This is a genomic window from Bradyrhizobium sp. (genome assembly GCF_030697065.1).
Classification (GTDB): domain Bacteria; phylum Pseudomonadota; class Alphaproteobacteria; order Rhizobiales; family Xanthobacteraceae; genus Bradyrhizobium.
This window is the reverse complement of the sequence record NZ_JAUYQU010000211.1, coordinates 24,448-38,716: the sequence shown is the minus strand read 5'-3', so window position 1 is coordinate 38,716 and position 14,269 is coordinate 24,448. Positions and strand designations below refer to the sequence as shown.

The 14,269-nt window shown below is 65.0% G+C and carries 10 protein-coding genes, 1 tRNA gene and 1 pseudogene; 3 read left to right on the top strand and 9 right to left on the bottom strand.

The genetic code is table 11. From position 1 onward, the window contains the following. From Q8R73_RS16960 to Q8R73_RS16925, 8 genes and pseudogenes are all read right to left on the bottom strand, one after another. A pseudogene (locus Q8R73_RS16960) lies at positions 1–2,628 on the bottom strand (hypothetical protein); the annotation flags it as partial. 304 nt (positions 2,629–2,932) lie between these two features. Beyond that, complete coding sequence (locus Q8R73_RS16955) at positions 2,933–4,039, bottom strand: helix-turn-helix transcriptional regulator (protein WP_305720702.1); 1,107 nt, start codon at positions 4,037–4,039, stop codon at positions 2,933–2,935. 159 nt (positions 4,040–4,198) lie between these two features. Beyond that, positions 4,199–4,504: a DUF3325 family protein gene (locus Q8R73_RS16950; RefSeq protein WP_305720701.1), complete on the bottom strand. Its 306-nt coding sequence runs from the start codon at positions 4,502–4,504 to the stop codon at positions 4,199–4,201. After that, entirely contained in the window at positions 4,501–6,078 is a 1,578-nt protein-coding gene (locus Q8R73_RS16945; protein ID WP_305720705.1) for a PepSY domain-containing protein, read from the bottom strand. The genes Q8R73_RS16950 and Q8R73_RS16945 overlap by 4 nt, the downstream gene beginning before the upstream one ends. A gap of 64 nt (positions 6,079–6,142) precedes the next feature. Next, positions 6,143–6,424, bottom strand: a complete 282-nt coding sequence (locus Q8R73_RS16940; RefSeq protein WP_305720700.1) for a DUF3649 domain-containing protein — start codon at positions 6,422–6,424, stop codon at positions 6,143–6,145. Next, on the bottom strand, positions 6,421–7,149 hold the full coding sequence (locus Q8R73_RS16935) for a cobalt ABC transporter substrate-binding protein (RefSeq protein ID WP_305720699.1): 729 nt from the start codon (positions 7,147–7,149) through the stop codon (positions 6,421–6,423). Before Q8R73_RS16935 ends, Q8R73_RS16940 begins: the two co-directional genes overlap by 4 nt. 23 nt (positions 7,150–7,172) lie before the next feature. Beyond that, positions 7,173–9,518, bottom strand: a complete 2,346-nt coding sequence (locus Q8R73_RS16930) for a TonB-dependent siderophore receptor (protein WP_305720698.1) — start codon at positions 9,516–9,518, stop codon at positions 7,173–7,175. A 588-nt stretch (positions 9,519–10,106) separates the two neighbouring features. Beyond that, positions 10,107–10,193, bottom strand: a tRNA-Leu gene (locus Q8R73_RS16925). A gap of 150 nt (positions 10,194–10,343) precedes the next feature. Here Q8R73_RS16925 and Q8R73_RS16920 point away from each other — a divergent pair. Next, positions 10,344–11,312: a complex I NDUFA9 subunit family protein gene (locus Q8R73_RS16920; RefSeq protein WP_305720697.1), complete on the top strand. Its 969-nt coding sequence runs from the start codon at positions 10,344–10,346 to the stop codon at positions 11,310–11,312. A 15-nt stretch (positions 11,313–11,327) separates the two neighbouring features. Here the strand turns inward: Q8R73_RS16920 and Q8R73_RS16915 are convergent, their stop codons facing one another. After that, on the bottom strand, positions 11,328–12,134 hold the full coding sequence (locus tag Q8R73_RS16915) for an undecaprenyl-diphosphate phosphatase (RefSeq protein WP_305720696.1): 807 nt from the start codon (positions 12,132–12,134) through the stop codon (positions 11,328–11,330). A gap of 181 nt (positions 12,135–12,315) precedes the next feature. Between Q8R73_RS16915 and Q8R73_RS16910 the strand changes: the two genes are divergently transcribed. Next, complete coding sequence (locus Q8R73_RS16910; protein WP_305720695.1) at positions 12,316–13,008, top strand: glutathione S-transferase family protein; 693 nt, start codon at positions 12,316–12,318, stop codon at positions 13,006–13,008. Then, on the top strand, positions 12,957–14,117 hold the full coding sequence (queG, locus tag Q8R73_RS16905; RefSeq protein ID WP_305720694.1) for a tRNA epoxyqueuosine(34) reductase QueG: 1,161 nt from the start codon (positions 12,957–12,959) through the stop codon (positions 14,115–14,117). Before Q8R73_RS16910 ends, queG begins: the two co-directional genes overlap by 52 nt. Positions 14,118–14,269 lie beyond the last annotated feature (152 nt).

Sequence of the window (14,269 nt, the reverse complement as noted above, 5' to 3'; positions counted from 1 at the left end):
GATGGTCGTCGGCGCCGTGCAGATGTTGTTGACGATGTTCATGCTGTTCGGGCACAGGCAGTTCGCCGCCTGCGGATTTTCGCCCGCACTGCATTGCCGGGGATTCGTATTCGGCTTGATGGTTGTCGGCGCCGTGCAGATGTTGTTGACGATGTTCATGCTGTTCGGGCACAGGCAGTTCGCCGCCTGAGGGTTCTCGCCCGCACTGCATTGCCGCGGGTTGGTGTTCGGCGCGGCTATCGTCGAGGTCGTCTTGCAGTTTCCAGGCTGGCCGCTCGTTCCCGGTTTGCAGGTGCAGGCCGGCGCAACCCCCGTCGAGTCCGACGGACACTGCGCCGTTGTGGCCGAGCCTACGCAGGCAAAGGTGGAGAACGAGGTCCGCTGGGCGACCCAGCCCGGGTTATTGCAGCGGCACTGATCGCCGAGCATGACTCCGTCGCTGCAGGACATCCGGGTGCAGACGCCGTTCACGGCCCGCAGGCCGGACGGGCATGCACAGGTACCCGAGCCACGGTCGACAGTTCCACCGGCGCAGGGAATGACTTTTTCGACGCAATTGCCCGGCGTGCCGGTCTGGGTGCGGGGATCGCAGGGGGCATCCGGCGCGCAATTGGGGCCTGAGGTGCCAGCAGGGCATACTTTCGGCGCTGTCGAGGCCACGCATTGAAAATTACGGCCGCCGCCGCTCAGCGTCGTGCCGGCAGGACAGCCGCAAACGCCCTGCTCGATTTTCCCGCCGGTACAGGTGATCGAGGCGTTCAGGCTGACGCAATTGCCTTGGGCATCCTTGGTCTGGCCAATCTGGCAAACCGTCGTGGTCGTGGCGGGAGGGGCACGGGTGGCGCAGACCGATCCGCCGCCTGCGATGTCGAATTTTTGGAGCAGGCATAGGCAGCCCGACGACATGTTCTGTCCATCCAGACAGGCCTGCCCGGCGGTCGGCGTCATGAAGCACGTGCCGTTGGGCATCCGACGCATCGGCAGTTCACATCGGCAGCCGCTCGCGATCGCCTCGTTGTTCTGGCAGGCCCGCCCCGGCGCGCCTGTCGGCGTCGGTGTCGGTGTCGGCACCGGCGTAGCGGTTGACACCGGCGTTGGTGTCGGGGATAGGCCATCCGGAACGCATCGGCCGATATTGCCCGCAACCCGGTAGGTCGTGCCGGGAGGGCAGCCGCGACCGGTCTGCACCACGCGCGTGCAATTCGGCGGCGTGCCGACCAGCGGCGGCGGACAACTTTGCGCCACGACGCAATTCGGCGGCGTGCCGGTCCTGCCGGGGCCGCAGAACTTCTTGTTGCCGTAGACCTCACCGAATTGCGGACGGCCCTGGTTGCCGCCGCCGAGGACGCTGCCGATCAGCAGCGGCGCGATCCGCGCGATCGAGGGCACGCAGGACAGCCGGGGATAATCGCCCCAGGCGACGTAGCCGACCGGGCAATAGCAGGCGGCATAGCCGCGACGCGATATCTCCACCACGCCGCCGCGGCAGGTCAGATCGGTCATGCAGCGGCCGCCCGGGCCCATCTGCCAGGGCGGGCAACCGCCGCCATCCCACTGGCATTCGCCGATATCTTCCGACCATGCATAGCCGCGCGGACAGACCAGCGGCCGGGACCTTTCCGAAGCGCGGCAGGATGAACCGGTCCAGTAACCGCCGAGTTCGCGGCAATTGGCGAGCGCCGAATCGTAGGCGCTGTTGCGCGGCGCGGCCGCGACCACGGCGCGTCCCGCAGGGCCGAGCTGCCACTGGCTCAGATTCTCCTGGTCCTGGCGGTAGTCTTCGACCAAAGCCGGCGCGCCGCCGACCGCGATCAGAAAGCGATCCGTCTCGCGGTTGCGGAACTGGACGAACGAGGTGCCGTCCACCGGCTCAAAACTCCAATGCGCCTCGTCGGCGTCGGGGAGCGCCGCGGTCGCACGCAGCCTGCCGTTGACGTCGGTGAGATAGGTCTTCTTCCACTGGTTCCTGATCCGCACGAAGGGCGAGTCCGGCACGGCCTCGAAGGTCCACTGGCCGCTCTCCCATTCCGGCTTGACGGTGGGGATGTCGATGGTGCCGGAAGCCTGGCTGTTGAGCGCGGTGGCGGCGGCGCTGCGCGGCGCGATGCGGTACGCGCCCTGGAGCTGGAATTGTTCGATCGGGGAAACCTGAGGCAGTTCAGCCATGGCCGCCTGCACCGGAGTCGCCGACTCCAGCGGCGGTGCGGCAGCGACGGGAGGGGGTGCAAGCTGCGCAGGTGGCGGCGGCGCTCCGACCGGCGCCTGCGCAATCGGCTGCTGCAAGCCCGGCGGCGGCGGCGCAAGCTGCGCGGTCGCTACTCCGCCGACATCGACCATGACCGGCTCGGCGGTGGCCGTGATGGCATAGAGGCATTTTTCGGCGTCGTCGGTCACAACCCATGAATGGCCGACGGCGGTGGTCTGCCGGAGCAGATTGCCTCCCTCGATCAGGCCGTTGAACTTGCGATCGCCATTCGCGTCGATCCAGTAAAGACGGCGACGTTCGGTGGACGCATTGCGGAACGCCAGTTCGACGGCACCGCCTGCCTGCACTGATTTCAGACTGCTTTCGTCGCTGCAGTCCTGCGACTGCGCGGCGCCCGGCGAAATGGAAAGCAAGGTCGCCACGCCAACCGCCAGGGCGACAAATGCCGACCGCGAAAATCGAAAAACTCGTTGCTGGACCAGGTCGTTACGGTGTCGCCGCGAAATCGGGAAAACGTTCATCACGCTTGACGCAATGGAGTTGATCATAATCGAATTTCCCAAAACTGACCGTCTCGAAATACCGAGCCCGCGATAAACCCGACCGGCGCACCGATCGAGGATGCCACGCTTTGCAAAAGCCAATGCGTACACGGCGCTTCGCGCGCGCGCATGATCAATTTTGATTAGGCGGGGCGAATTCAGCCGCGGCCGGCGCGCCTTAGCTCTACGGCGGGTCTATGCGCTGCACGGATATCCCGCCGAGCAGGGCGACGACTTCGGTCTGGCGCCGGCAGCCGGTCTTCTCCAGCACGCCTCGAACCTGCACGCGAACGGTGTTCGGCGAGACGCCGTTGTCCCCGGCGAGGTCGTCGACCGTTTTGCCCGCCGCGAGACCGCGGGCGACGCGGGCTTCGGCCGGCGTGAGGTCGAACAGGGACATCACCAGTTCCACGGGCGGCGCGTTTGGCGCCCCGACCGGCATCAGGACGAAAACGGCGGCGCTGCTGGCGAAGATGTCGCGCGCGGAAAACCGGATCGGGATGACATGACCGACCATCAGCGCATCGGTCGTCGCGTCGCGGACCGGAAAGGACCGGGCGCCGCCATGGTCGTTCAGCGCGACCCGGGCGAGCGCCTCGCCCAGCATGTCGTCGGCACGCCGGTCTTTCAGCGTCACCCGGTCGGCCGCCCGCCAGTACACGAGATCGTCCAGGCCTTCGATCAATGCGTTGGCGGCGAGCACCTTGCCGCTTTCATCCAGCACCAGGGCCGCCAGGCCCAGCGCCGCCAGCGCCTGGCCGGCGGCCTGGGCGCGCTCGAGGTGAAGGCGCGCCGCCATGACCGCGGTACGGGCGAGATGCGGCCGCAGCGTATCCAGCCTCTGAATGGTCGCGGCGTCGGCGGGCCCCTGGGCGGTGGTGCGCGACAGCACGATCGAGAGATTTTCGCCGGTCGGCAGCGCAAAGGCCGTCGCCGCGCCCCAGCCGAGGCCCATCTTGCGCCAGTTGTCGCGATAGATCGGCTCCGCCTCCAGTTCTTCCTGCGAGCACAAATCGACGTCGCGCAGGAAGCCGGCATGGCGGCTCTCGTGAACGAGCGACATCAGCCGTCCCTGCCAGTACCAGCCGTCGGCGACAAAGCGCCCGGTAATTTCGCGAGAGTTTTTCGACGCGGTCCAGGCCGTGACTTCGGGATTGGTGATGAACAGCGAGGCGCCGGCGGACTCGGATATTTTCGAGGTATCCTTCAGCACCTGTGGCCAAAGCTCCGGCACGAAGCCGCACTCGTAGATCCGGTCGATCAGTTCAGATTCCGTGGATGTGCTTTCCAACTGGCCCGCCCGTCTGGCGCCGCATGGCAGGACGCCGCCGGCGACCATCGTGCCAAGGGATGGAACTTTTGTCGAGTGTTGGCGTGCCCAGGGCGTCGCACCGCGTGCATGCAGTAAGATTGGGCCTCGCCGGATGAGGCGCCGGGCCGAACCCTGACCTTATCGGGGCGCGCTCCGCGGCAAAGCGCGTGGCCGGATCCTCGAATATCCGACGAGCATGCAATACACGATACCGGAAACTAGGCTGGTATGGCCGCTGAACATCACGAGGCCAAGGCTCCAGCCGTGCCAGGCGACGAGGACGCCGAGCGCAAGCAGCAGGGCGCAGGCGCCAAGAACGCGAAGAACCCATGTCGTGGCCAACGGCAGCGACCGGCCGAAAATATCGCGCTGCTGGCGATGCACGGCAAACGCCAGCGCGGCGAAACCCGCCAGGCACAGCGCAAAGGCCAGCAGGTGGCTCATCCTGCTCCCTCGCTGGAAGCGACGGTGACCGGAGCCCGCCGATTTGCTTTGCTGCGGGATGGAGAGACGGCGCTTTGCCGGGCCGTGCGCATCGCCAGCGCGGCGTGGAGCCAGGCGAGCGCCCAGCACATGATATCCATCCCGGCGAAGATCCAGTCGCCTTCGGCCAGGCTGTGCCATAGCGGACGTTGCGTCGTCATTGCGTTGAGCACCGGCAACAACGACAGCAGCACCGAGGCCGCCCATAGCTGCTCGACCCAGGCCGACCTCGCCGGACGCGCCAAAGCATGCAGCAGGGTCAATGCCCAGACGATGAAGAACAGGTGGATCTCGAGCTCGGCTCGGCCTTCCAACGGATGCGGCAGCAGCCGGTTGCCCCAAAGGAATGCCGTCATGGCGACCGACAGGCCGGCGATGCCCGCGATATTCAACCGCTCCACGAGGCGAAAACCGAAATAGGGGCGATCCGGATCCGGCAACTGCTGCCGCCGCTTGACGGTCCACATGACGAGGCCGGTGCCGACCATCGCCGTGCCCATGAAGCTGACGAGGAAGTACAGCCATCGGGTCACGGTGTCGCTGAATCGTCCGAGGTGGAGCGCATAGAATACGCCCCGCGTCTCCGCCGCGCCCCCCACATTCTCGCGAACCGCCAGCAATTTGCCGGTGGCGCCTTCGAACTCGAGATATTGCGGGCTCATGGAAACCCGGCCCGGATCGCCTCGCGTCACAGCCACCCGCGCTGCCGCATCTCCCGGATGGACCGCGTTGACGCGCCCCACTTGATCCCGGCCCCAGCGTTCCTGCGCCTGCCGCACCATCTCCTCGACCGATGCCAGCGGCACGTTCTGCCCGCTGGGCTTGCCCGGCGGGATGAACGCGCTGAGTTCGGCGGCGAGTTGCTGGCGCTCGGCCGGGGTCTTGAACGCGACGCGCTCGCCCCAGGGCATGTACAGCGCCATCAACGTCACCAGTCCCGTGTACGTGATCATGAGATGGAACGGCAGCCCGAACACCGCCAGGGCGTTGTGCGCGTCCAGCCACGAGCGCTGTCTCCTTCCCCAGCGAAAGGTGAAGAAATCGACGAAGATCTTCTTGTGGGTGATGACGCCGCTGACGATGGCCACGAGCATGAACATCGCGGCCGCGCCCGCGATCCATCTGCCCCACACCACGGGCATGTAGTGAAACTGGAAGTGGAAGCGGTAGAAGAAGTCCCCGCCCAGCGTTTCGCGCGAGGTGACTTTCCCGCCGGTTGCGGGATCGAAATAGGCTTCACCAAAACCGCGCTGGCCCGGGCTGCGTGCGGAGGTGCGCCAGAAGGCATAGACGCTGTTGTTGCGCGCGTCGGGCAGGCGCATGCTCCACTGCGAGGCGCCGGCCAAGGTCTTGCCGAATTCGTCGGCGATCCGCTGCGCCACCACGGCCTGATCGGGAATTTCGGACAGCCGCGCCAGTTCCGGCCGCATCCATTGCGAGAGCTCGTCCTTGAAATAGGACACGGTGCCGGTGAGAAACATGGCATAGAGAATCCAGCCGAGCAGAAGGCCGGTCCATGTATGCAGGCTGGACATGGTTTGCCGGATGCCGCGTCCTGCAACCCGCTGATCGTTGTCCGAATTCACGCGCCGGCCATCCTCAGGAAACAGACCACGCCAGGGGCAACAGCGCCGCGGCCACGATCGTCAGCCCTGCCCAGGCCTTCAGCGCATTGCGCACGGCGAACACCCAGACCACGGCCGCCGTGTAGATTGCGAAGCTTGCCAGCATCCCGGTGAGCACGGCCTGCGGCTTGCTCAATGGCAGGGCGAGCACGGCGACGCTGCTGAGCGCGGCCAGGGCATAGCCGCCGAACAGGGCGGCGACGATGCGCGAGACGAGAGGGCCGGTTGAGCGGACCCGTTGTATCCGGGCGTTCATTTGCCAGGCGTTGCCGGCGGGCCCGCGGGAATCGGCGCAAGGCCGCCGGCGTTCACATAGGTCACGGTGGTGGCATAGCTGACGGCATCATACCTCTCGGGGCCGCTCGTGCCCGCGCGTTCGCCGGCGCTGCGGTCGTTGAAGCTGACTTCAGCCACGTAGACGCCCTTCCAGGGCATGTCGAACGTTACAAGACCCTGCTCGTCGGTGTGAGCTTCCTTCGACCAGCCCGATTCCGTTACCAGCGTCACCTTGGTCTTGGCCTTGGGCTGATCCTTGAAGAAGAGCTTGAATTGCCCGGCCTGGCCAGTCGGCACGAGGTCGAGCACCAGCTTGGGTTGTTGCGCGGCAAGGCCGGTGACGAAGCGCGCCGCGGGATAGTACCGGTTGGTGACGTCCTTGCCCTGTTGCTTCCAGGTATAAAGCGGGTAGCTCGCATCTTCCGCCACAAGGCCGTCGCCGGGGGCCGCGGAGAATGGCAGCGTGAAGCCGCTTGCGGTCTTGGTGGCGTCGGCCTTCTGCTCGCCTTTTGCGGAGATGAGCGTAGCGGTCGGCTTTGCAAACTTGTCGAGCAGCCCCGGCGATACTTCGCGAAGGTTCTGGCCGTATTCGCCGAAACGGACCACGGCGTTTTGCCCGTCGGCCTGCTCGATCCAGATCTGGTGCGCCTGGGAAGGCGTCACCAATGCAAGCAAGGCGGCGATGGCGAGAAAATGTTTGGTCATCCTGGTGCTCCGGTTGGCGTTCTCTACGGCAGGAGATCGAATGCCGCAGAGAAGAGGTAGGTGCGGCCCGGCGCGAGAGCCGAGAATGTACCGGCGTTGGTCCAGTAGGCCTTGTCGAAGATGTTCTCGACACCGGCGCGGAACGTCACCGGCCGGCCTTCGATCCTGGTCGCATAACGGGCGCCGACGTCGTATCGCGTCCAACTCGGGAACAGCACCGTGTTTATGCCGTTCAGATAGCTCTGGCCCGTGTAGATCACGCGGCTGTTGAAGGCGAGACCGGCAACACCCGGAATATCCCAGTCAAGGCTGGCCGAGAAACGCTCGCGCGGCTGGCCGACGGCGTCCTTGCCGAGCGTGGCAAGCAATGCGGCTGTGCTCCCCGTCTTGGTGATCTCCGGAATGAGATAGGTGTAGCTCACCAGTCCGCGCACACCGGGCATCAGCAGTCCGTAGGCGTTCAGCTCGATGCCGTGATTGTTCTGCTCGCCGTCATAGGCTTGCGTGGCGGTGGGCAGGCCGGGATTGAGCGTGATAAGGCTCGGCCGCCTGATCTCGAAATAGGCCGCCGTCGTGGTGATCGTGCCCCAATCGACCTTCACGCCGCCTTCAAGTTGCTTGGACTTGAACGGAGCGAGCGTTTGGCCGGCATTGGCGTAGGGAACGGTGGCGAAAGGTGCTCCTTGTGTTAGCGGAACCACCGCGCCCTGCGACAACCCTTCGGCATAGTTGGCATAGAGCGAGACGTTCCTCACAGGCTTGAACACGACACCGGCCAGCGGCGACACCGCTTCGGAACTGTAACCGCCGGTGCGGACCCCGGTCGTATTGCTGAAACTGTCCGAATCGATCTTCTGGTAGCGAACGCCGCCCGTGATCATCACCACCTCGTCGAGGAAAGAGATGGTGTCGGATACCGAGACGCCTTGCTGCAGAATATCGTTCGATTTTCCCGGGGTCATGCGCGCCATGGCGAGCGGGGGAAGCGGCGTCGGATTGTAGATGTTCGATGCGAAGGAAGTCGGGTTCGCTGCGAAGCCGAAACCAAGCTCGCGGTCGAAGGCCGAATAGGCCACGTTGAGCCTGTGGTTGATCGGGCCCGTGTTGAAGTTCGAACGGAAGCCGACATTGCCGCTGGCGACCTTTTGATACTCGTCATAGTACCTTTGGGTGACGGTGAAAGCGCCGGTGGTCGGGTTCGTCAATGTTCCTGTCGGAAAGTCCTGCGCGGAAAATCCGTCACGGTAGCCGACGCCCGCATAGGCCGTCAGCCAGTCGGTCACATCGACTTCCGCCTGCGACATGATGGTGTTGTCGCGCTGCTCGAGCTTCGATCCCTTGTACCAGTTGGTCCTCGGGTCCGGCGGGCGCGGCACGAAGGCGAAAGTGGCAGGGATGGTGATCTGCGGGCGGAATTCGTTGGTGTCGTCGTTCTGCGAGATGGCGTCGAGGGTCCAGCGGAAGCGTTCGGCGCGATAGTCGACGCCCAGCGCGGCGAGACCGCTGCGCAGATTGCCGTCCTTGACATTCAGTTCACCGTCGCGAACGACGCCGTTGAAACGAACCCCCCACTCCTTCTGGTCACCGAAGCGACGCGCGGTATCGACGTGCAGGCCGAAATTGGCCGCCGATACGAAGAATGGCGTCACGCGCAGCAGCGGGTCTTCCGGCGCGCGCTTGGTGACGATGTTGATGGAGCCGCCGATCGTATTGTTCGGCGCGATGCCGTTGAGCAGGGCGCCGGGGCCCTTCAGCAGCTGAACACGCTCGGTGAAGTAGGCCGGCGCACGGAAGCGCGACACCAGGCCATACATTCCGTTGAGCCCGACATCCGCGCCGTCGACCTGAAAGCCACGGATCTGGAAAGTGTCGTCGTAACCGCCATTGCCGCTGTTGGTCGTCCGCACCGAGGCGTCGTTCTGCAGAACGTCGCCCGCCGTACGCGCCTGCTGATCTTCTATCAGCTTCGAAGTGTAGTTCTGCACGCTGAACGGCGCGTTCATGACGCTTACGTTTCCGAGCAGGCCGAGCGTGCCGCCCTGCGCCACTTGGCCGCCGGCATAGGCCGGCGCCGGCGTTCCGATCGTTCGCGTCGTTCCCATCGTGGTGGCCGTAACGGAGGCCGGAGGCCGGTCGGTCGGTTGCCGGGGCGCGACGCGGGCCGCGCGCTGCGGCGCGGCGCGCGACCGCACCGTACGCGTCGGCCGCGCTCTCTGCTGGGGCGCATCGATCGACACCGGCGGCAACACCCGCGGCGCTTCGCTCTGCGCGCTGCTTTCGGAAGCTCCAATACCGGTCAGGCAAAGTGAAAGAACGCCCGTGGCCACGCCGACATACAAACGGTTCTTGTTGTTTTTGAAGTTACTCACGATACGCCCCCAATTCACCCAGTGATCACGTGACTAGGGAATCGAAGCTGCGGAAGCAACGGAGCCGATTTAGAATCGCTGTATGTGTGTGAACGCTCGCGTTATCTCGAACTGCATTCACCGCAACCTTCAAACGATTCTAAAAAAACTTTGAAACGATTCTAAACGGCCTTGGCTTCCTATCGAGATCATTGATTGCGAGTGGAACAATTTCAGAGTCGTATCGAGCAATCCAGGATCACGCGTTGTCACCGCGCGCGATGAGCGATCAAAGAGATTTCGTTTTCTTCCGAAGCCTCGATGCAGTTTTGAAATTTATTCTCAAGGTCGCCCCGCTTCGGTCGTTCGGATATCCGGTGTAACCACCGTTTGAGTTCGCGGGGAGCATCGCAACGAAATTTTCCGATCGGCGCGACGGCGACCCGGATTCGATCGAGATCGAAACGCAGTCTGCTTAATGCGATCGAAGGCTTGCTGAGTTTATCGCGCACTGGCGCCGGCGCGAAAACGCTGCGGCATGGCCCGGTCCGCGGCGGCCCGGATGATGCATCCTGGGTCGTCCGGTTGGCACATCATGGGCATGGGCAATGGTGCCCAGGAAAGGACTCGAACCTTCACGGCCGTTAAGCCACTGGCACCTGAAGCCAGCGCGTCTACCAATTCCGCCACCTGGGCCCGGGCCGGTTAGTACGGATCGGTCACGCGCTTGTCAAATCGGCTCATTGCCGGCCAAATCCGCTGTACAGAACCGGCCGGTTGGCGTATCGCGAAACGGCGTAATCCCCTGCGTTTTCTCGACTTTGACCCCCAAGGAAAATGGCCCCCATGGCATCGAATCTGGACACGCTGGTCACGGTTTTCGGAGGATCGGGCTTTCTCGGCCGCAACGTGGTCCGGGCGCTGGCCAGGCGCGATTACCGGATCCGGGTCGCGGTGCGGCGGCCGGAACTGGCCGGGCATCTGCAACCCCTCGGCAAGGTCGGCCAGATCCACGCCGTGCAGGCCAATCTGCGCTATCCGGCCTCGGTCGAGGCCGCGATGCGCGATTCCCACGTCGCCATCAATCTGGTCGGCATCCTGGCCGAGGGCGGCGCCCAGACCTTCGACGCGGTGCAGGGCTCCGGCGCCGGCGCGATCGCCAGCGTGGCGAACGACATCGGCGCACGGATGGTGCATGTCTCCGCCATCGGCGCCGACGAGAATTCGCCGGCGCGGTACGGACGCTCGAAGGCGGCGGGCGAACGGGCGGTGCTGGCGGCCGTGCCGACGGCGACCATCCTGCGGCCATCGGTGGTGTTCGGCCCCGAGGACCAGTTCACCAACCGTTTCGCCGGCCTCGCCACCATCTCGCCGGTGCTGCCGCTGATCGGCGGCGGCTACACGAAACTGCAGCCGGTCTATGTCGGCGACGTCGCGACCGCGGTGGCGGATGCGGTCGACGGCAAGACGAAGCCCGGCGCGGTATACGAGCTCGGCGGCCCCGAGGTGCTGACCATGCGGGAAGTGATCGAAATCATTCTCGCCACCATCCAGCGCCGGCGCATGCTGGTGTCGCTGCCGTTCGGGCTCGCCAAATTCAAGGCGATGTTCCTGCAGTTCGCGCCCGGTTCACTCAAACTGACGCCGGACCAGGTGGCGCTGCTGCGCTCCGACAATGTGGTTTCGGATGCCGCGAAAGCCGCCGGCCTGACGCTCGAAGGCCTCGGCATCGTGCCGGATTCGCTGGAAGCGATCGCGCCGCAATATCTCTGGCGTTTCCGCAAGACGGGACAGTTCGCGCACCGGGGCGCGTGAGCGGGGCAGGACCTCCTACCGCCCCATCGCCAGCGCGATCAGGCCGAGCGTGCCGACGATGATGCGCCACCACGCGAACAGCGTAAAACCGTGGCGCGTGACGTAGCCGAGGAACGCCTTGACCACGATCATCGCCGTGATGAACGACACCACGAAGCCGATCGCGATCAGGCCGGCGTGGTCCATCGTCATCTCGCCGTGGCTCTTGTAGAGGTCGTAGACGAACGCGCCGAGCATGGTCGGGATCGCGAGGAAGAAGGAGAACTCCGCCGCTGCGCGCTTGTCGGCGCCGAGCAGCATGGCGCCGACGATGGTGGCGCCGGAGCGCGACACGCCGGGGATCATCGAAATGCACTGCGCAACGCCGATCCAGAGATACATCGGCAGCGGAAAGGCGGTGGCATCGTGCTGGCTCGGCTGGAGTTCGAGCTGATCGACCCAGAGCAGGACGGCGCCGCCGACGATCAGCGAAAAGCACACCACCCACGGATTGAACAGGAACGCCTTGATGTAGCCGCCGGCGATCGCCCCGATCACCGCCGCGGGCAGGAACGCCACCAGCACCCCGATCACGAAGCGTTGCGCGGCGGGATCCGAGAACATGCCGCGCGCGATCTGCCACAATTTGGAAAAATAAAGTGCGACGATGGCTAGAATCGCGCCGAGCTGAATCAGGATCGCAAAGCTCTTCCAGAAAGGGCCTTCGCCGAGATCGAAGAACCGTTCGGCCAGCAGCAGATGGCCCGTCGAGGATACCGGGATGAATTCGGTGACGCCCTCGACGATGCCGAGAATCACCGCCCGCAACGTATCAGACATCATGTGATTGGTTCCGTTCTGATCGGAAGGAGCCGAAAAGCCGGGTTCTTCTCGCTTATTCGCCACCTTGCCGCAATCGCAAAAAACGTGAAAACACGGGTTGCCTCAATCCTGTGCTTAGGTAGTTTGGCGCCGCCGCCGCGGTTGATGGATTGTTAAGCGCCGCGAAATATTCAAGGCCTGCATGTACATCCTGTTTCACCATCCGTTCTGTCCGCTGTCGCGATTCGTCCGCCTTGCGCTGGGCGAATACGGCCTCGATCTGAAGCTGGTGGAAGAGCGCGCCTGGGAGCGGCGCGAGGCGTTTCTGGCGCTGAACCCCGCGGGCAGCACCCCGGTGCTGATCGCCGAGCGGCTGCCGCCGATTCCCGGCGCCGGCATCATCGCCGAATATCTCGACGAGACCCATGGCGCCGCGCAGGATGAGCGCCGGCTGATGCCGACCGCGCCGGGCGAACGGATCGAAGTGCGCCGGCTGATGGCCTGGTTCAACGACAAGTTTTTCGAGGAAGCCTCCAATCCGCTCGTCACCGAGCGCATCTACAAGCGCTTCATGGACGAGCAGGACGGCGGCGGCGCGCCGGCGGCGGATGTGATCCGCGCGGCGAAAGTAAATGTGCGCTATCATCTGGCCTATATCGGCTGGCTGGCGAAGACGCGGAACTATCTCGCCGGCGACCGGATCAGCTATGCGGACCTCGCCGCCGCGGCGCATCTTTCGGCGATCGATTACCTGGGCGACGTGCCATGGAGCGAGGACGACGCGGCAAAGGCGTGGTACGCGCGGGTGAAATCCAGGCCCTCGTTCCGCCCGCTGCTGAGCGAATGGCTGGCCGGCGTGCCGGCGTCGCGGACCTATGTGGATCTGGATTTCTGAGTACCGATCTCAAGGGCGCCCTCGCCCGCGAAGCCCGCGCGCTCGGCTTCGACTGCGTCGGCGTCACCGGTCCGGATTCGATCGCGCAGGCCGCAAGGCATTTTCGCGATTTCATCGCCGCCGGCGCGCATGGCGACATGGAGTGGCTGGCGGACCGTCCCGAACGCCGCGCCGATCCGCGCGGGCTGTGGCCGGAGGTGCGTTCGGTGATCATGCTCGGCGTCAATTACGGGCCCGACCGGAATCCGCTCGATATCCTGGCGCAGCGCCTGCGCGGCGCCATCTCGGTCTATGCACAGGGCGACGACTACCACGATCTGATCAAGAAGCGGCTGAAGGCGCTGGCGCGCTGGCTGGTCGCGGCCCAGGGCTGCGAGGTCAAGGTGTTCGTCGACACCGCCGCTGTGATGGAAAAGCCGCTGGCGCAGGCGGCGGGGCTGGGCTGGCAGGGCAAGCACACCAACCTGGTGTCGCGCGAATTCGGCTCCTGGCTGTTCCTCGGCGCGATCTTCACCACGCTGGAACTGCCGCGCGACGTCGCCGACATCGACCATTGCGGCTCGTGCCAGGCCTGCCTCGATATATGCCCGACGGCCGCATTTCCGGCGCCCTACAGGCTCGATGCGCGTCGCTGCATTTCCTATCTCACCATCGAGAGCAAGGGCCCGATCCCGCCCGAATTTCGCAAAGCCATCGGCAACCGCATCTATGGCTGCGACGATTGCCTGGCCGTCTGTCCCTGGAACAAGTTCGCGCAGGCCGGACGCGAAACCAGGCTGGCCGCGCGGGAGGATTTGCGCGCGCCGACGCTGGCCGAGCTGGCGCGGCTCGACGATGCCGCGTTCCGGGCGCGCTTTACAAGATCGCCGGTCAAGCGCATCGGCCGCGACCGCTTCGTGCGCAACGTGCTGATCGCGATCGGCAACTCCGGTGACGCGGCGCTGGCCGCCGAGGCCGAACGCCTGCTCGATGACGCCAGCCCGCTGGTGCGCGGCGCGGCGGTATGGGCGCTGTCGCAATTGGTCAGTCGCGAGGCGTTCGAGGAGCTGGCGGCGGGAGCGATGAACGCCGAGCCGGATGAGACGGTGCGCGCGGAATGGCGCGCCTGAAATATTCCGCCGTCATGCCCCGCGAAGGCGGGGCATCCAGTATTCCACAGAAGTCCGAATTCAACCGAGGGGCCGCAGCGTACTGGATCGTCCGCCTTCGCGGACGATGACAGCCGGGGTTGATTTCACCCTGCAAATTCCGTCATGGTCCC